General features: G+C 47.7%; 14 protein-coding genes. 8 read left to right on the top strand and 6 right to left on the bottom strand.

Annotated elements, in window-relative coordinates; all coding sequences use genetic code 11:
• Positions 1-60: 60 nt before the first annotated feature.
• Positions 61-2,940 carry an MGH1-like glycoside hydrolase domain-containing protein gene (locus R7O13_RS01155; protein ID WP_318302761.1) on the bottom strand — a complete coding sequence of 960 codons (2,880 nt, stop codon included), beginning with the start codon at positions 2,938-2,940 and terminating at the stop codon, positions 61-63.
• A gap of 220 nt (positions 2,941-3,160) precedes the next feature.
• On the opposite strand from R7O13_RS01155, the gene R7O13_RS01150 reads away from it, so the two are divergent.
• On the top strand, positions 3,161-4,072 hold the full coding sequence (locus tag R7O13_RS01150) for a LysR family transcriptional regulator (RefSeq protein WP_017819828.1): 912 nt from the start codon (positions 3,161-3,163) through the stop codon (positions 4,070-4,072).
• Here the strand turns inward: R7O13_RS01150 and R7O13_RS01145 are convergent.
• Positions 4,025-4,960, bottom strand: coding sequence for a LysR family transcriptional regulator (locus R7O13_RS01145; RefSeq protein WP_064354542.1), 936 nt, complete (start codon positions 4,958-4,960; stop codon positions 4,025-4,027). The genes R7O13_RS01150 and R7O13_RS01145 overlap by 48 nt on opposite strands.
• A 198-nt stretch (positions 4,961-5,158) precedes the next feature.
• Here R7O13_RS01145 and grxB point away from each other — a divergent pair, with 198 nt between their 5' ends.
• Positions 5,159-5,788 (top strand): glutaredoxin 2, encoded by a 630-nt coding sequence (gene grxB / locus R7O13_RS01140; RefSeq protein WP_318302758.1) that lies wholly within the window; start codon positions 5,159-5,161, stop codon positions 5,786-5,788.
• A gap of 10 nt (positions 5,789-5,798) precedes the next feature.
• A complete protein-coding gene (locus R7O13_RS01135; RefSeq protein WP_318302757.1) occupies positions 5,799-6,923 on the top strand; it encodes an alkene reductase in 1,125 nt (374 codons plus the stop codon).
• An 83-nt stretch (positions 6,924-7,006) separates the two neighbouring features.
• Here R7O13_RS01135 and R7O13_RS01130 read toward each other — a convergent pair whose 3' ends face one another.
• The 3 genes from R7O13_RS01130 to R7O13_RS01120 are packed head-to-tail and all read right to left on the bottom strand — an operon-like array spanning position 7,007 to position 9,384.
• Positions 7,007-8,065, bottom strand: a complete 1,059-nt coding sequence (locus R7O13_RS01130; RefSeq protein WP_318302755.1) for a zinc-binding dehydrogenase — start codon at positions 8,063-8,065, stop codon at positions 7,007-7,009.
• 4 nt (positions 8,066-8,069) lie between these two features.
• On the bottom strand, positions 8,070-8,582 hold the full coding sequence (locus R7O13_RS01125) for a 2,4'-dihydroxyacetophenone dioxygenase family protein (protein WP_064376198.1): 513 nt from the start codon (positions 8,580-8,582) through the stop codon (positions 8,070-8,072).
• 40 nt (positions 8,583-8,622) lie between these two features.
• A complete protein-coding gene (locus R7O13_RS01120; RefSeq protein WP_170893099.1) occupies positions 8,623-9,384 on the bottom strand; it encodes an SDR family NAD(P)-dependent oxidoreductase in 762 nt (253 codons plus the stop codon).
• A gap of 131 nt (positions 9,385-9,515) precedes the next feature.
• Between R7O13_RS01120 and R7O13_RS01115 the strand changes: the two genes are divergently transcribed.
• On the top strand, positions 9,516-10,538 hold the full coding sequence (locus R7O13_RS01115; protein WP_318302753.1) for a helix-turn-helix domain-containing protein: 1,023 nt from the start codon (positions 9,516-9,518) through the stop codon (positions 10,536-10,538).
• A 20-nt stretch (positions 10,539-10,558) separates the two neighbouring features.
• Here the strand turns inward: R7O13_RS01115 and R7O13_RS01110 are convergent, their stop codons facing one another.
• Positions 10,559-11,992 (bottom strand): PLP-dependent aminotransferase family protein, encoded by a 1,434-nt coding sequence (locus R7O13_RS01110; protein WP_318302751.1) that lies wholly within the window; start codon positions 11,990-11,992, stop codon positions 10,559-10,561.
• A 271-nt stretch (positions 11,993-12,263) separates the two neighbouring features.
• Here R7O13_RS01110 and doeA point away from each other — a divergent pair, with 271 nt between their 5' ends.
• The 4 genes from doeA to R7O13_RS01090 all read left to right on the top strand — a co-directional run bounded on the left by doeA (position 12,264) and on the right by R7O13_RS01090 (position 16,793).
• A complete protein-coding gene (gene doeA / locus R7O13_RS01105; RefSeq protein WP_005373780.1) occupies positions 12,264-13,451 on the top strand; it encodes an ectoine hydrolase DoeA in 1,188 nt (395 codons plus the stop codon).
• A 54-nt stretch (positions 13,452-13,505) separates the two neighbouring features.
• Positions 13,506-14,513: a N(2)-acetyl-L-2,4-diaminobutanoate deacetylase DoeB gene (gene doeB, locus R7O13_RS01100; protein ID WP_005373782.1), complete on the top strand. Its 1,008-nt coding sequence runs from the start codon at positions 13,506-13,508 to the stop codon at positions 14,511-14,513.
• Between the two features lie 124 nt (positions 14,514-14,637).
• The gene (locus R7O13_RS01095) at positions 14,638-15,117 is read left to right on the top strand and encodes an Lrp/AsnC family transcriptional regulator (protein ID WP_054576150.1); all 480 of its coding nucleotides are present in this window, start codon (positions 14,638-14,640) and stop codon (positions 15,115-15,117) included.
• A 155-nt stretch (positions 15,118-15,272) separates the two neighbouring features.
• Positions 15,273-16,793 carry an NAD-dependent succinate-semialdehyde dehydrogenase gene (locus R7O13_RS01090; protein WP_017633578.1) on the top strand — a complete coding sequence of 507 codons (1,521 nt, stop codon included), beginning with the start codon at positions 15,273-15,275 and terminating at the stop codon, positions 16,791-16,793.
• The last annotated feature ends 14 nt before the right edge of the window (positions 16,794-16,807 follow it).

Genomic DNA, 16,807 nt, shown 5'->3' with positions numbered 1-16,807 from the left:
CTCAGCGGCTTTGTCTTTCTTAGAACACAGTTTTCTAGAACACTGCTTTGTTAAAACAGCCTACATTAAAGGTGTGATTCGAATATCTGCGATTTGCGCTTCGTTCTTTTCACCCTCAATACCACCTGCGTAGATGTAGGTTTCATTCGATTTGAGGTAACTCATATTGAAGTGGTCCTTCAGAGCGATCTGATAGGTTTTCCCCTGCTCCAACGCTACTTCAATTGGCGTTGAGTAACACATACCTTGGTTTTCACCAATATGGCCCATCTGTAAGTAACCTTGACCAACCACTTTACCTGCATCATCCAATACCTCTAACAGTTTCACGGTATTCGTGATGCCAGTATTAAGTTGCCCTAGGTTATTGTTGTACCAAGCATCGAACTGGTAAGTGCCCGTTACAGGGGCTGTAAACGACTCTGCACCTTTTACGATGCCACTGTCTTTACTCACCGTAACCACTGAGACATTATCCTTGAGTGGCTGATATTCGCCATCGAGTTTGATGCGGATCTCTTCACCGACACAAACTGGTTGGCTTGGGTTAGAACGGAAGCCTTTATCGTTAATGCTTTCAGCCAAATAACAAGCAAAACCTGTTGGCGTATCGGAATAAGATTGAGCAATCACGTTCTTTTGAATCAGCTCGCCATTGCGATACAAGTTCACGTTGTACTTACTCGTCACGTCAATCGAAACCGAATTATCAACGCTTTTTACCACCAATGTTGGCTCTTGCGGAGAATAAACGCGACTATCTTCACTTGCGTACGGTTTCACACCAGAAACTAAAGTAATGCTGCTATCTACATTCACAAGCGCGCCCAATGTCACGTGGAAATGCCCCTCATCGTCCATCGTGACATTTTCAACTGGGTAGTAACCTGTGTCATCTTTGCTTACTTCAGGCAAGTCAATCGTTACCGAGTAGTTCTTTCCTTTGAAGGCAAAGTTTTCCAACGTGATTTGTTCAGACTGAGCCAACAAGTTATTGCGCACCCAACTTGTGATAAACGGCTTCACTTCCAACTTGCCCGTTTCGGTATGGATGCCGAATAGGGTCTCTACCACCATGTTCAAGTAGCCACCCACAGACCAAAGCTGACGCTGAGAGTTAATAACTGGGCCATCCATGCTTGGATCTTCACCATGATCACTATGGATGATGAATGACTTACCAGAAAGCCACTCTAAGTTTTCCATGTTGGATAAATTAGTTGCCGTACCACGAACCAACGATTGAATGGCATTGTTCGCTGCTGCCACATTTTGTGTTTGATGCGCGGCGCGCAAGCTGTACGCGGTAACAAATGGCCAAATTGCGCGATTATGGTACACAGGCACGTCCGGTTGTTGAGGGAAGTAAACCGGCACGCCAAACTCACTGTGTGGGTAATTGGCCATGATTTGTTTCGCCTGCGCATCACTTGCCACGCCACTGATGATTGCCAACGCTTCGCCCAACATATCGTATTTGTCGACCGCAATGTCTTTGCCATTGTCAAACAAATAGCTTACGTACATACCGCGTTCGGCATTCCAAAACTGATCGTTGATAGCGGTTTTTAACTGCTCAGCCCACTCGGTGTATTTGACCGCGTTGGTTGAGTCGTACTTCTCTGCCAACTTAGCCGCGAGCTGAATCGCGCGGTAGTGAACCACGTTTGTCGATAACGCTTTGCTGCTACCAATCGCATTGACATCGTTTGGCGTCCACGTTGAGTAAGTTTGCTCACGCCAATCGAGGAATGATTGCTCACCAGTGTATAAACCGGATTTCGCATCAAAAGCCGCCAGGCGATCGGCTTCAAGTGTATTACTGATCGCTTTATATGCGCGCTCTGCAAACTGGTTGTACTCTTCCCCATCCAATGCCGAAAGTAAGCGTTCTGCACCAAGCGCCCAAGTCGTACGGTCGGTACTGATTGGCCAACTGCCGCCCGTGCCCGTGTCTTGCACAATCTGCTCGCCATCGTATTGCTGATCGGTCGTGTCGCGGAAAGCAGACAATTTGAAATTCAAACCATTTTGCACGCGAGTTGGATTCATCAATGCAAGCGAAAGGTCTGCTGCGTACGCCAAATCACGCGTCCATACGTAATGCCACTTCGCGCCCGTCTCAAAAACTTCCGCTTTGATTGGGTTGTTGTAGTTGTAATTGCCGTCTTTGATTTCAGAAACGGCAAGCTGGTCTAGCTCTTTCATCGTCAATGCAAACAACGCGTCAAACGCGACATCACCCGACACCACTCGCGGCCCTGTTTGCTCATTAATCACTAAGCCTTGGTCGAGCGCATCACGCAATTCTGTCGTCGTTGAAATACCAAATTCACGCAGCTCCGCTTTAGGATCTTTCACCGAGAAAATCACGGTATCACTCGAGTCATCGTAATTGGCGAACAGTTTCACTTCTTTGCTCTGATGCCCTTCATGCACCATTGCAGGGTCGAGAATCGCATCAGAGTAGTATTTTTCCGCTTCTTCTTGTGTTGCTTTCGTCACAGTCATTGACGCGCGACTTTCATCGGCAAAGCTCACAGAAAACTTGTAATACCCTTTGTCTTCAAACGTGATCTCAGAGTTGCAATCATCGTTCATACACGCTTCATTCGTGTCTGGTTTTGGCAGGTACTCCTGAGCTTTATCGAACGCCGCGGGCTCCTCAAAGTAGGTGTATTGGATCTGCCAACCCGGATCAGCAATCTTGAACTGATTACTACCTCGAGCGACGCGCAGTACGGTTTCGTACTCGTTATTACCCAAATAGTTTAGCTTGGCATGCTCTGCCGTGCCCCAATCCCCATTTAAACCACGTAAATATAAGTCGGCTGAAATAATTGGTTTGTCGACCGGCACTGGCGCATCAGAAGAATCTGACCCACATCCAGCAAGACCAATACAAGACGCGACAGCAAGCGCAATAAAACTCGGTTTCATGTTCATCCCTTAGATTGTTGTTTTGGCGACAGTCTAAAGAACACCTTTTTGAGGGGAAAATAGGAAGTCAGGAGCGAGCTATAGATAACATCTATACGTCAAACCCCAACAGTGATGTAGATCTATGAAATGCGCATAATTTCAATCAAATGAGATTACAGATTTGTGATTTATAAATGAAATTGTGCAAAATACCCCTCGTTCTTAGAGGGGAAAGAAAATGGACAAATCTCTGCAGCAATTTTTACTGGTTGCACGCTGCCAAAGCATCAGCGCTGCGGCAAGAATGGCAGGGTTAAGCCAGCCAACGGTAACAAGCAATTTAAAGAAGCTGGAAGAGAATCTCGGCGTGACGCTGTTTGAACGTCATCCTAATGGCATGGTGTTGACCGAATACGGACGCATCCTCTATCGCCATAGCAACGCGATGCAGCATGAATACAACCAAATGATGCAAAGCATTGATGAACGGAAACAGTACCAAGTCGGAAAAATTAAAATGGGTACTGGCGATGCGTGGTGGCCGCTGTTCGTCAAACAAGCACTCAATGACCATCTGACCAAGCAGCCATCGGCATCTACGCACGTCGAATTTGGCAACCACTTAGGCTTAATGGATTCATTAATCAACGAACAGATTGAATTCTTCATCGGCCACGAGATTGTCGGCTTGTCGTCTAAATGCGATGTTACGTTTATTCCGCTATTTCAAACGGTTGATGCCTATTTTGTTTCCCCAAACCACCCACTTCTAGGGAAAACCGTCACCGAAGAAATGCTGCACGAATACCCCGCTCTTTCGGTCACTTATGACGCAAAGAAATTCGCTCACGTCATCGATAACCCAATCCCAAAACAAAATGAACGCGAAAGGCAGCAACTGGATGACAGACCGACTTACGAAGTGGATTCTCTGCTCGCCAGTATTGATGTACTGAAAGAAAGCGTCGCGGTGATGTCTTATACCCGCCATCTGCAACCGTATTTGGAATCCTTTGGCTTACGATGCTTAACTATGGAAAACGAACCAAACCCTGGCACCGTCGGGATTTATCGCCACCGCCGAGAAACCTCTGAATCGCATCTAGATCTGATTGCTGGCATCACTCAGCGCGCTAAATTGCTCAACTAGAAAGTCCAAAAACAGGCGAACTCTTTTCGGTTGATATTGACGGCTTTGATAAATGACATGCAGATCCGCTTCAGCGCCTTGCGAGAAGGCGCTGAAGTTTTTCATATACCCATCCAAAACCGTTACTAAACGTTGCTGTTTGAGGTCTTGCTGAATATCTAAAATCGATTTCAACGCAATCCCCGCCCCCTCCAACGCCCATTGTCGAATCACTTCACCATCATCAGAAAAGCGCTTTGGCGTGACCGTGATCGTTTGGTGAGACTCTTCATCTTTAAAGTGCCACGTTTTTAATTCTTCATTGCTGCGCACCATGGCTAAGCAGCGATGATCCGCGAGATCTTGTGGACAGTTTGGGACACCTTGCTTCGCCAAATAATCAGGTGACGCGCACAGCACGCGTTGACTCGACGCCAGCCTGCGCGAAATGAGATTACTGTCCGCTAACTCACCGTAACGAATCACTAAATCGAGCCCCGATTCAGCCAAGTTCGATAAATTGTCATTAAGGTAAAGATAAGGCGTCACATCCGGATATTGCTCAGAAAAAGCCGACACCATCGGCGAAATAATTTGTTTGCCAATATCTCGTGGAGCTGAAATTTTCAACGTTCCGCGCACTTCCGAAATACCCGTTTGCAGCAAGTTTTCCGTCTCTTTCACGCTATCAATGATGTTCAGACAAGCTTGATGGTACATTGCCCCTGCGTCCGTAAGTGATACGTGGCGTGTGCTTCGGTTGAGCAGCTTTACGCCATAGCGTTCTTCTATCGCTTGCAGCCTTGCCGTTACCGTCGCCGGAGACAAACCCAACTCCCTTCCCGCCGCTGCCAGACCTTGATGTTTAACGATGCTGACAAACAACGTCATATCCGAAAACTTATCCACCTTCGCGCCCTTATTATTTGGAAAAACTGAATAATCAATTCAGATATAACCCAATTATCAAATTAAGTCGAATCCATATACTGACCCTATCAACATTGTTTAGACCCAGAACGTTATGTGACAGGGCAAAGTTAAACGCCGTAACGCTGTTCAACGCACAACAACACGCCCTGCCCAGCCAGAGATAGGAAACAAAAAATGAAACTGTACATTTATGAACATTGCCCCTTTAGCGCCCGCGTCCGTTTTGTTGCAGGCATACTGAATATTCAGCTCGACGTCATCAACATTGCTTATGACGACGAGAGCACCACCACAAACATCATCGGCGCAAAACAAGTTCCTCTTTTGATCAAAGACGATGGTGAAGCGATGGCGGAAAGCTTAGACATCATCAACTACTTCCTTGAATTGGCATCTCCCAATGAAAGCAGCCAACCCTCAGCACCGGTTTTAGACTGGCAAAAACAAGCGTTTTTACCGCTACAAAAAGTCGGGTATCCGCGTTGGTCAAACATGACGTTACCGGAATTTGCAACAGAAAGCGCTAAACAAGCATGGCGTGCAAAAAAAGAAACCGAAGCGTTAAATTTTGAAGCCTTGATTAACGATACACCAGCGATTGCGAAAGAAGTCGCCGCTTTGATAGAACAAACTAAACCCTTGCTCAACCTAAGTTCAGAAAAGCAAACGTCACTGGTTGATCAAGCCATTATGTTTTCCATTCTACGCGGTTTTTTCAGTGCGCCCGAAGTGCAATGGGATCCAGCCGTACTTCACTGGATGGCAACCGCTCGGAAAGCGACCAACGTGCCAGTACTTATCTAAGGAGCGCAACATGCAACAAAGAACAAATAAGCTGTTTGAACCAGCTCAACTAAAAGCGTTGTCACTACAAAACCGCATTGTCATGGCACCAATGACTCGCGCACGCACCACTCAGCCGGGCAACATCCCGAATGAGATGATGGCAACGTATTATCAACAACGCGCTTCTGCCGGGCTGATCATTTCCGAAGCCACACAAATTTCGGACGATTCTCAAGGCTATTCGTTCACCCCTGGCGTTTACACCGATGCGCAAGTGGCGGGCTGGCAGGGTGTGACCCAAGCGGTCAAATCACAAGGCGCAGCGATGTTTTGTCAGCTATGGCATGTGGGCAGAGTGTCTCACCCAACATTCCAAAATGGTGAACAGCCTATCGCGCCATCTGCGCTCGCTCCGGTAGAGACGCAAGTTTGGATTGCAGATGAACAAGGCAACGGCAATATGGTCGATTGTGTTGAGCCACGCGCCATGACACAAGCGGATATCAACCGAGTTGTCGGTGATTTCGCGAACGCAGCCAAACGCGCTATTGAATCGGGTTTTGATGGTGTAGAAATCCACGGCGGGAATGGGTATCTGATCGATCAGTTCTTAAGAACCAACTCAAACCATCGAACAGACAACTACGGCGGTTCACGAGAAAATCGTATCCGTTTTCTTATCGAAGTGGTGGATGCAGTTATCGCCGCTGTTGGTGCGCATCGAGTTGGAGTGAGATTGGCACCATTCATTACGTTTAAAGATATGGACTGCCCAGATATCGTGCAAACGATCCTAGAGGCATCAAAACAGCTACAGGAGCGCGACATTGCCTACTTGCACTTGTCCGAGGCCGATTGGGCCGATGCACCAACGATTCCTGAGACGTTTCGAATCGAACTTAGAAAGCGCTTTCGCAACGCTATTATTGTTGCCGGTCGCTACGATCCTCAACGAGCAAACGAAGTATTAGAGAAAGGCTACGCGGATCTTGTCGCATTCGGACGGCCATTCGTAGCAAACCCAGACTTAGTCTCTCGCTTGCAACATCACCATCCGTTGGCAGAACTCGATGGCTCAACGTTGTTTGGCGGAAACGAACGAGGCTACACCGATTACCCTGCTCTGCAACAGGAATGCGCAGAACAGGCCTAACAAAAAAAGCCCCAACCTAGCTGCTACGGTTGGGGCTGTCACCAAACTAAAATTGGTTTTAGCTAGCTTAATCTGGCTAAGAGTTAAATCACTTCTAACGCGCCGCTGCGCCAAGGTTCGATAACCACTTTGATGTGGTCATTTGGCGTCATTAACTGTCTAAACGCATCTTCCACACCATCGATCCCTACTTTGGCAGTGAGCATTTTCTGCCAAGGCAGCTTATGTTCGGCAATCGCTTGTAGGCATTGCTCAAACTCGTGCGGCTGGTAGTAGTAAGAGAATCTCAAGTCGAGCTCTTTTACCGTCGCGTACGCGTAGTTAATGATTGCGGGTGTCGTATGGATACCCGAGATGACGATTCGCGCTCGGGCAGGAGCGCGGCGCAGAAAATCGTCAATCAAGGTATGCTTGCCCACACACTCATAAATGACCAGACGTGAGTTCATCGCGTACTGCTCACCAACGGCGAGCTCGTCTTCCTTGGTCGGGTTGATCAATCGATTTGCGCCAAACTCACTAGCAAGTTGCAGTTTCTCTTCCTGAAGATCGACCGCAAGAATATTGCTCACGCCACGTTGTTTCAGTGCAGCAATCACCGCCAGCCCTATAGGGCCGCAACCGACAACCAGCGCGGTTTCTTCCGTTTCGATTTCACTGCGATTGACCGCGTGCAAACCGACCGCCAGCGGCTCGGTTAACGCCGCCGCCTCAGACGGCATTTCGTCTGGGACAGGCAGCAATAACGCTTCATCAAGCAGGAAGTACTCAGAGTAAGCACCATAAGTACCCGGAGTAACACCAACGCCTGCGCCATTTTGACTGAGCAACATCGGCACAGAGGTGACTCGGCTACCAACGGACAACGTTTGCTGCGTACCGGCACCGTATTCGACAATTTCCGCACAGAACTCGTGCCCTAACATCACTTGAGCGTGCTCACCGGATTCATCAGGTATCAACCCGAGCTGGTGGAATACATCAAATACCTCATCCGCGTGTCGAGTAATGTGAAGGTCGGAGCCACAAATGCCACAGGCAAGGCTGCGAACCAACACTTGTCCCGCTTCGGGTTGAGGGATTTCGACTTGCTGCAGACGGACTCGGCCATCCTGCATTACAATACTGTTCATCTGTTGCATGGGGTTACTCCGCTAGCTCATCGCTTAGGCCAGCAATCGCACCCGGTTTGATATAGCGCGCAGTGAAGCCTTGCGCTTTGGCAGCGGCAACCACCACTTGCTCAATCCAACCTGCATCCATAATGTTGATGAAGTTACCCTCTTCGTCAAAGTTAATGTTCGCACCTTGGATCACCATAAAGCCATCAGCACCACCCGACTCTTCTGGACAGTGAAAGGTATGAATCGAACCACCTGGCTCATACAAATAACTACCAGCGGTTTGGACTTGGTCTGGGTATTCAATGTAGTGCCAAGCGCCACTCAGTGTATAGAAATGCACCACACCAGTATGGAAGTGCTTAGGTAAAGTCACGCCCGGTTTGAATTTGGCGCGAATCACCCACGTACCGTTTTCTGGATCAAGAAACAATGGGTAAACATCCACACCCGGTAGCGCGTCTTTGATGATCGACTCTTCATTGGTATTAAGAGTTAATAAGAAATCTTGGTGCTGAATAACTTCTGGTAATGACATAACTTACATCCTCGCTATTGCTGTAATGTGGCGTACTCGCCTATCCCATAAGTGGGTACTTAAAATTCTCGAAACCGTCAGATGCGCTGATGGTACAACCGTTGATACAGTTGGCTTTCTCGCTGACCAGAAACGCCACCACATCAGCAATCTCTTCTGGTTGTGTGAAGTTTTGACGCATCTGTTCTTTGCGGATGTGGTCCCACAGGCCAATCTCTTCGTATTGCCTTAACATCGGAGTATCAACGCGTCCCGGAGCGACAGCGCAAACACGAATACCCAATGGTGCGAGTTCTAATGCGGCGCATTTGGTCATCATATCGACTGCGGCTTTACTGACGTTGTAGGTAAAGGTCATTTCAGACGCCATTTGCGCGTAAACCGACGATGTATTAAGAATTACGCCCGGCGTGCCTTGAGCTTGGAATTGTCTTCCAGAGGCAAGAATGCCGTAGTAAACGCCATTTTGGTTGACCTTAGAGATCGGCTCAAAATCAGCAATTGGGTCGTGGTCAAGCAGAGGTTTCGGTGCACCGATGCCCGCGTTGTTGACCATGATGTCAAGCGAGCCAAACTGTTCGACCGCGCACTTCACCATAGCTTCAACTTGTTGGTAATCGGTGACGTCCGCGACAAAGGTTCCCAACTGCTTTGAGTCAAAACTTGTGTACATTTGCAGTGATTGCTCTGAAATATCGACAGCAAGCACTTTGGCTCCTTGCTCTCTTAGCTTTGCAATAATAGCTTGCCCAATTCCACCCGCAGCGCCAGTCACGATGGCAGTTTTATTGATAAGTTCCATACAGCTTCTCATCCATGCGTTGTTGTTATCGAAATGTAACTTAGATCAACTCACTGGCACTCACTTGACCTTTTACGAAGTAAATTTGATATATTGCGATTTACAACCTGTTAACATTTTAAAATCGAGACATGTATATCGTACGAAGTGGCGCTGCTGATAAATTTGATAGCTTGGTTTCAGAATTAGGTCACAATCCGCAAGAGATAATGGCCGCTGTTGGCCTGTCTGCCGCGCAGTTTCGCGATCCCGATACCTATCTCGCCTACCCTAGGTTGGCTGAATTACTGGAAGAAGCGGCTGCTCGTTGTCAGCAACCGTTGTTTGGTGCGTTACTCGCTGAGCGTCAAAACCTACAAAGCTTGGGGGACTTACCAATGCTGGTTTCTCGCGCGGAAACGGTTGGTGATGCCTTGGCGCGGGTGAATGATTTTCTCTATCTACATTCGTCAGGGGTAACTCTCAACATGACGCCACAAGATGATTGGGTACGGTTGTCGCTCAATATTGATGTGCACAGCGAACGAGGTATCGCGCAGTTGATGCAGCTCAGTGTGTCGCATCTGGCGATGTTTGTTGCGAGCTTACTTGATATTGAAGCAAGTCACTTCGCGCTACATTTGACTCAACACGCAACATTGGAAGTAGAAAAAAGCAAGTTTTCCCAGCAGAACAAACTGCGTTTCGGTGATAAGTTTGACGGTATCCTACTTAAAGCGACTCTGCTTAACGCTAAGAACCACCAAGATGAAGATGCATTAGAGCGCCATTTTCAGCAGCACCTCAAAGAGCTGCAAACCCGTTACCCCAACAATCTCAGTGACCAAGCAGCAAACATGATTGGCCGTCTGCTCTCAACCGGAGAATGCAGCGTTGAGCGCGTTGCAAGAGCATTGGATCTGCATCCGAGAATGCTGCAAAACAAGCTGAAACAACAGGGCACAAATTATCGGCAGCTTTTACAACAAGTGCGTCAGGATTTCGCCGAACAGCGATTGCATGAGAATATTCAGAGTATTACCGATATCGCGTTGCAACTGGGCTATGCAGAAACTGCGGTCTTCAGCCGCCACTTTCGTCGCTGGACGGGAAAATCGCCAAGGCAATGGCGACAAGAAAAAACTCAGTTACAAACGTTTAAGCCCATCAGTTAAAAGCATAAATAACCTATCGTTCAAACCAAAAAGTGTGAGGTGGGAGGGTTGGTATCGAGAATTTCAGCAATCACAGATAACCCGTGTTTGATGTAGCCTCGGTTTGTTTCTGCTCCCAAGCTGATTCGCACGTAAGGCATTGGCTGATTAGTATCGAGAACAAACGGTTTATATCCCGTGATCTGCCCCCCTGAACGCTTTGCCGAAGCAACCAGGTCATCGCTATTCCACTGCTCGGGTAGTCTCAACCAAATGTGCTGTCCATTCGGGTGCGAGCTATAAACATGCCCTTCTAAAGCGGCTTTTGCTATTCGCTGTCGCTTAGCAAACTCATTGACTTGAAAGCGAATAAGTCGATTTAACGTACCGTTCTCGATCCACAAATGAGCGACTTCAAATGGTAATGGAGTCGCAGACCAACTCGTTGCCGCTAAACGACCAATCGCGTGCTGCAAAAAATGACGTGGGACCGTCAGATAGCCAGTGCGCATGCCTGGCGCTACAACTTTGGTTAAACTGGTGACATAGAAAGCTTGTTCGGGTAACAATGTGGCAAGGGGTGGGACACGGTTAGGTTCTAGTGCTCCATACACGTCATCTTCAATGACATAGATGTCGTATTGCTGCGCAATATTCGCTATCGCCTCTCGGCGTTCAACATCCATATGCGCACTAGTCGGGTTAGCCATGCTCGGTGTGCAACACAATACCTTGATTGGTTTGTGTTTACATGCCCATTCAAATGCATCCGGCGTTATACCAAACTCATCCATTTCAAGTGGTTGCAACTTAAATCCAAGCATTCTCGAGCGAGAGATCAAGCCATGATCAACCAAGTGACCACAAGCAACTAAATCACCGTGTTCAACAACTGTGCTTAAAGCCAACGTTAAACCATGGCATGCACCATTTGTGAGTAATATTTGATCGGCACCCACATCCAGCCCTTGGCTACTTAGAAATCGTACTCCTGACTCAATATGATGAGGCTGACCTGTTACCGGCTTTGCTTTACTGATCAAACCACGATTGTTTGTTTGCCCAGCAATCTCCATTAACGCCTGATTAAAAAGCGTAATGTGGCGATCGGTCACCACCGGATGTGCAATCGACATATCAATTTCATCCGGCGTTTCTTTCATCTCTTGTGTCAGCATGAACTCCGTGTCCGTACTTTCATCCACAAAACCTGATTTGACAAAAGTACCATTCCCAACCCAAGACTCGATCGCCCCTTTTTTCTCTGCATAACCATATGCATGGCTCACCGTTTGTACGCTGACGCCAATTTGCTCTGCAAACTCACGATGTGTGGGTAATCGAGTTCCCGGTTTTAGATAACCACTGCGGACACATTCGACAAGATAGTTACCAATGGAGATGTATTTAGCGGTGCCTGGCCGAATGATCGGGTTCAAAGAAATTGTCATGACACAATATTTTAATTGATTCATTTTTAACGCTCATTGTAACTTCCATTTAACAAATGGCGAACTTTAACTCACAAAACGAGGTGAAATGCACAAAAATAAACCACAATTGTAATGATTGACATGAAATGTATGGGTTAAACAAACATGTTAAACAGCATCGTTCAATCCAAATACAACCCCAGAGGTAAATTGCAATCATTTTTAACGCAGATCTGGCTAGCTGGTAGAAGGTAGAAATACCTCAGCGTCTCCGAAGGCCCATAAGGCGTCGGATTTCTAACAAGGAGAAAATATGAGAGGCGTTGCTTTGCATTTTACACTGGATGAGTTCCAGGATCGGTTAACGAAAGTTCGGCAATCGATGGAAGAAAGAGAATTGGATGTCCTTATCATTCATGACCCTTCTAACATGGCGTGGCTGACAGGCTATGATGGGTGGTCTTTTTACGTGCCACAATGTGTCGTTGTTGGTCCATCTGATGAGCCAGTTTGGTTTGGACGCTGCCAAGATGCCAACGGAGCATACAGGACTGCGTATATGTCGGCAGAAAACATCACCTACTATCCAGACCATTATGTAATGAATCCGCCGCTACACCCGATGGATTTCCTGGTCGAAGCCGTACTGGCTCCGCGCCTTTGGGATCGTGGTCGCATCGGTGTAGAAAAAGATAACTATTACTTTAGCGCCACCGCTTACGAATCACTCACCACGCACCTACCGAATGCTCAACTTCTCGATGCAACTGGACTAGTCAACTGGTGCCGCGCCGTTAAATCCGATCAAGAACTGGCGTACATGTACCGTGCCGCTCGCATTGTTGAAAATATGCACCGTGTCGCGTTCGACATGATTGAACCAGGATTACCGAAACACCACCTTGTTGCCGAGATTAACCGCCAAGCCGTGCTCGGGCATGAAGACCACTTTGGCGATTACACCGCGATTGTGCCGCTTTTGCCATCAGGTTCTGATGCTTCCGCACCTCACCTGACTTGGGATGACAGACCCTTCAAGAAAGGCGAAGGGACGTTTTTTGAAATCGCAGGGGCGCACCGCCGTTACCATTGTCCACTCTCTCGCACTATTTTTCTTGGCGAGCCTGACGACAAGTTTAAACGAGCCGACGAAGCCCTAACTCTAGGACTTGAAGCGGGCTTGAAAGTGGCAAAGCCCGGAAATACCTGCGCCGACATCGCCAATGCACTAAACCAGGTTCTCGATAAAGCGGGATTCTCACGCGAAGGCGCCCGTTGTGGCTATCCAATAGGTTTGAGCTACCCGCCAGATTGGGGGGAACGAACCATGAGTTTGCGAGACACCGATAAAACCATCTTGAGAGAAGGTATGACATTCCATTTTATGCCGGGGCTGTGGTTCAAAGATTGGGGGTTAGAAACAACGGAAAGTATCGTCATTACCCATGATGGAGCAAAAACGCTGTGTGACTTTCCACGCCACTTATTTGTTAAACACTAATTTTTCAAACCTTAAGCTCTGTTGAGCCAGGTCTGAGAACTAAAAGGACTTGATATGCAAAAAAGCTCGATCACAGCCACCATAGACTTTGACCGAGAAGGTGTACAGCACGGCTTTTTAACGCTGCCCTATTCACATGACGACTCCGCTTGGGGCAGTATTATGATACCTATCACCGTGATCAAAAATGGTCACGGACCAACCGCACTGCTTACTGGCGGTAATCACGGAGACGAATACGAAGGCATCACCAGCCTGCTAAAATTGACGAACTCGCTTCAGGCAGATCAAATCCAAGGTCGTGTCATTATTGTACCCATGATGAACTTACCTGCGGTACAAAATGCCTCACGTACGTCGTTTATCGATAAAGGGAATTTAAATCGCAGCTTTCCCGGCAACCCCATAGGCACAGTGACCGAGAAAATTGCGGATTATTTTACTCGTTACCTAGTTCCTAAGTGCGATTTTGCGTTAGACATTCACTCAGGTGGTAAAACGTTAGATATCGTGCCGTTCGCCGCTGCCCATCGTCTCGACAATCTCGATCAAGAAGAAGCCTGCATATTAGGTGCAAAACTGTTTGGCGCACCTTACACCATGATCTTGCTCGAAATGGACGCCACCAGCCTGTATGACACTGCCGTGGAGTCTCAGGGAAAAATCTTTGTTACCACCGAACTAAGAGGAGGCGGAACCAGCACTCCAGAAACCATCGCTTATTCCGACCGTGGCATTCGCAACTTCTTACGCTTCTCAGGCAACTTGCCCGGTGACTACGAACAACCAACCCAACCAACTAAGTTATTAGATATGCCTGATGCAAGTTGTTATGTGCAAAGCCAGCACCACGGCATCACAGAATACTTATTTGATCTTGGCGATACCGTCAAAAAGGGCGATGTATTAGTGAGAATCTTCTCGACCGAGCGCACAGGTACCGCCCCCGTTGAGTACAAGTCACAGCGCAATGGTATTTTCGCGGCGCGTCGTTTTCCTGCTATGGTGAATATCGGTGACACTATCGCAGTTATAGCCGAAGACTGCGGCGAGATAGGCTGATTGAAAAGCCAACTAAAGAAATCAAAACAAATGGCATACCAGAAGCAAACTGGAAAGCACCTTATAACAGCGACCAGTCATCAGCCTTTCATGAAATGATTAGTATTCTACAGGGAGACTCATTATGCGCCTCGATCGCTACGACGTAAAAATTCTACAAATACTTCATGATAATGGTCGTATCACCAAATCTCACCTTGCCGAGGCCATCAACCTATCCGTGAGCCCTTGCTGGGAGCGCGTCAAAAAACTGGAAGAAGCAGGCATCATTGAAGGCTACGGAGCAAGAGTAAATACCGATATTTTGTTCAAACGAACGTCGGTTATGGTTGAAGTTACGCTCAAAGAACACAACGCCCAAGCGTTCAAACGCTTCGAGCAACTGGTTCAACATTCACCAGAAGTCACTGATTGCTATGCCACGGGCGGTGGTGTCGATTACATCCTTAAAATTCAGTCAGAAGATATCGACCAATATCAGCGGCTTATCGACAACTGGTTAGACTCAGATGTGGGCATTGAGCGCTACTTTACTTACATTGTGACAAAAACAATCAAACGTGATGCGGGCACATTCGAAGTAAACCAAAACGCTTTGTTATAAAAGGGAAAATGCGCATCAGACGTGAACAGAAAAAACACCATATTTAACGGCACTAAAAAGAAAGTTCTGACGTTTTAAACCTCGGTATCAGAAATTATTTCGGTCACTTCTCCATTACAGTTTCATTATGGACAACGATGCTGGGAGAAGGACTCATGACAGCACTGCACAGCTTACATGCAGAGGAATTAAAAGCCTCGCACGACATGATGGCGATAATGAAAGACGTACGTTTGGTGAGAGGTTTAGCGTACGTAAATGGCAAATGGGTAAGTGGTGATCAATTTCATCCGGTGGATAATCCAGCAGATGGCACGGTCATCGGTTACATCACTAAGCTTTCTCAGCAACAACTCTATCAAGCGATTGATGAAGCCGACCAAGCCTTTCGTCAATGGCGAAAAATGCAAGCAGAAGAGCGCGCTGAAATTCTCATGCGTTGGCACGACCTGATTCTAGAATCAAAGCAAGATCTTGCTCATTTGATGGTGATGGAGCAAGGAAAAATACTAGGTGATGCTGTAGGTGAGATTGACTACGGCGCATCCTTTGTTCGTTGGTTTGCCGAAGAATCACGCCGCTGTTATGGCGAAACCATCCCAAGTCATATTCCGAATGCGCAGCTATCAACGGTGCGCGAGCCAATTGGTGTCGCAGCACTGATTACGCCATGGAACTTTCCTAATGCCATGATCACACGCAAAGCCGCAGCCGCACTAGCAATAGGCTGTCCGGTGCTCATTAAGCCCGCCAGTGAAACGCCTTTTTCTGCGTTAGCGTTGGCAGAGTTAGCAGACCGAGCTGGCTTTCCACCTGGTGTATTTAACGTGATCACTGGCGATGCGGTGATGGTGTCACAAACCTTGTGTCACTCCGATAAAGTCAAAGCGCTCTCGTTCACAGGCTCAACTCGAGTAGGCAAACTATTGCTACGCGACGCGGCACAAACCGTGAAGAAGTGCAGTATGGAGCTCGGTGGTAACGCCCCTTTCATCGTGCTGCCAGATATGGATGTCGAGCAAGCAGCCAAAGCCGCCGTGGATGCGAAGTTTCAAACCGCAGGACAAGACTGCTTGGCCGCAAACCGTATTTTCGTCCCTGACGATAAGTACGAAGCGTTTTTGGAAGCGTTTGCCAAAGAAATGAGCCACATCGTTTTGGGCAATGGCTTAGACGAAAAAACCACCATGGGACCGCTTATTAATCGCACTGCGGTGGATAAAGCGCATGATTTGGTGCGTGACGCGCTCGACAAAGGCGCGCGATTGGTAGCGGGATACCACCAGCCCGTACCAGGCGAAAATTTCTTCGCGCCGACATTGCTAGCCGATGTAACCCCTGAAATGGCGGTGTATCGCGAAGAGAATTTTTGTCCTGTGGCAGGCGTATTGCCTTACCAAGACTTAGATACCGTGATTGAAATGAGCAACGACACTGAGTACGGCTTAGCTGCCTATGTTTATGGTCACGATATTCACCAAATTTGGCACTGCATGCGCGGTTTGGAGTTTGGCATGGTGAGCGTGAACTCCGTCAAAATGACAGGCCACCCTATCCCATTCGGCGGCGTGAAACAGTCTGGTCTTGGACGAGAAGGAAGCCGTCACGGATTTGAAGAATACAGTGAAATCAAATACTGCTGCTTAGGCGCTTTACCAACCGTCAGTGGCAGTTGAGGCACGAAATATGG

The sequence above is a fragment of the Vibrio sp. Y176 genome, assembly GCF_033438945.1.
Note: the sequence above shows the minus strand (reverse complement) of the source record. Positions and strands in the feature narration are given on the sequence as shown.

Coding starts and splice junctions, on each gene's coding strand:
- R7O13_RS01155 (WP_318302761.1), bottom strand. CDS start 2,940: ATGAAACCGAGTTTTATTGCGCTTGCTGTCGCGTCTTGTATTGGTCTT.
- R7O13_RS01150 (WP_017819828.1), top strand. CDS start 3,161: ATGGACAAATCTCTGCAGCAATTTTTACTGGTTGCACGCTGCCAAAGC.
- grxB (WP_318302758.1), top strand. CDS start 5,159: ATGAAACTGTACATTTATGAACATTGCCCCTTTAGCGCCCGCGTCCGT.
- R7O13_RS01135 (WP_318302757.1), top strand. CDS start 5,799: ATGCAACAAAGAACAAATAAGCTGTTTGAACCAGCTCAACTAAAAGCG.
- R7O13_RS01130 (WP_318302755.1), bottom strand. CDS start 8,065: ATGCAACAGATGAACAGTATTGTAATGCAGGATGGCCGAGTCCGTCTG.
- R7O13_RS01125 (WP_064376198.1), bottom strand. CDS start 8,582: ATGTCATTACCAGAAGTTATTCAGCACCAAGATTTCTTATTAACTCTT.
- R7O13_RS01120 (WP_170893099.1), bottom strand. CDS start 9,384: ATGGAACTTATCAATAAAACTGCCATCGTGACTGGCGCTGCGGGTGGA.
- R7O13_RS01115 (WP_318302753.1), top strand. CDS start 9,516: ATGTATATCGTACGAAGTGGCGCTGCTGATAAATTTGATAGCTTGGTT.
- R7O13_RS01110 (WP_318302751.1), bottom strand. CDS start 11,992: ATGAATCAATTAAAATATTGTGTCATGACAATTTCTTTGAACCCGATC.
- doeA (WP_005373780.1), top strand. CDS start 12,264: ATGAGAGGCGTTGCTTTGCATTTTACACTGGATGAGTTCCAGGATCGG.
- doeB (WP_005373782.1), top strand. CDS start 13,506: ATGCAAAAAAGCTCGATCACAGCCACCATAGACTTTGACCGAGAAGGT.
- R7O13_RS01095 (WP_054576150.1), top strand. CDS start 14,638: ATGCGCCTCGATCGCTACGACGTAAAAATTCTACAAATACTTCATGAT.
- R7O13_RS01090 (WP_017633578.1), top strand. CDS start 15,273: ATGACAGCACTGCACAGCTTACATGCAGAGGAATTAAAAGCCTCGCAC.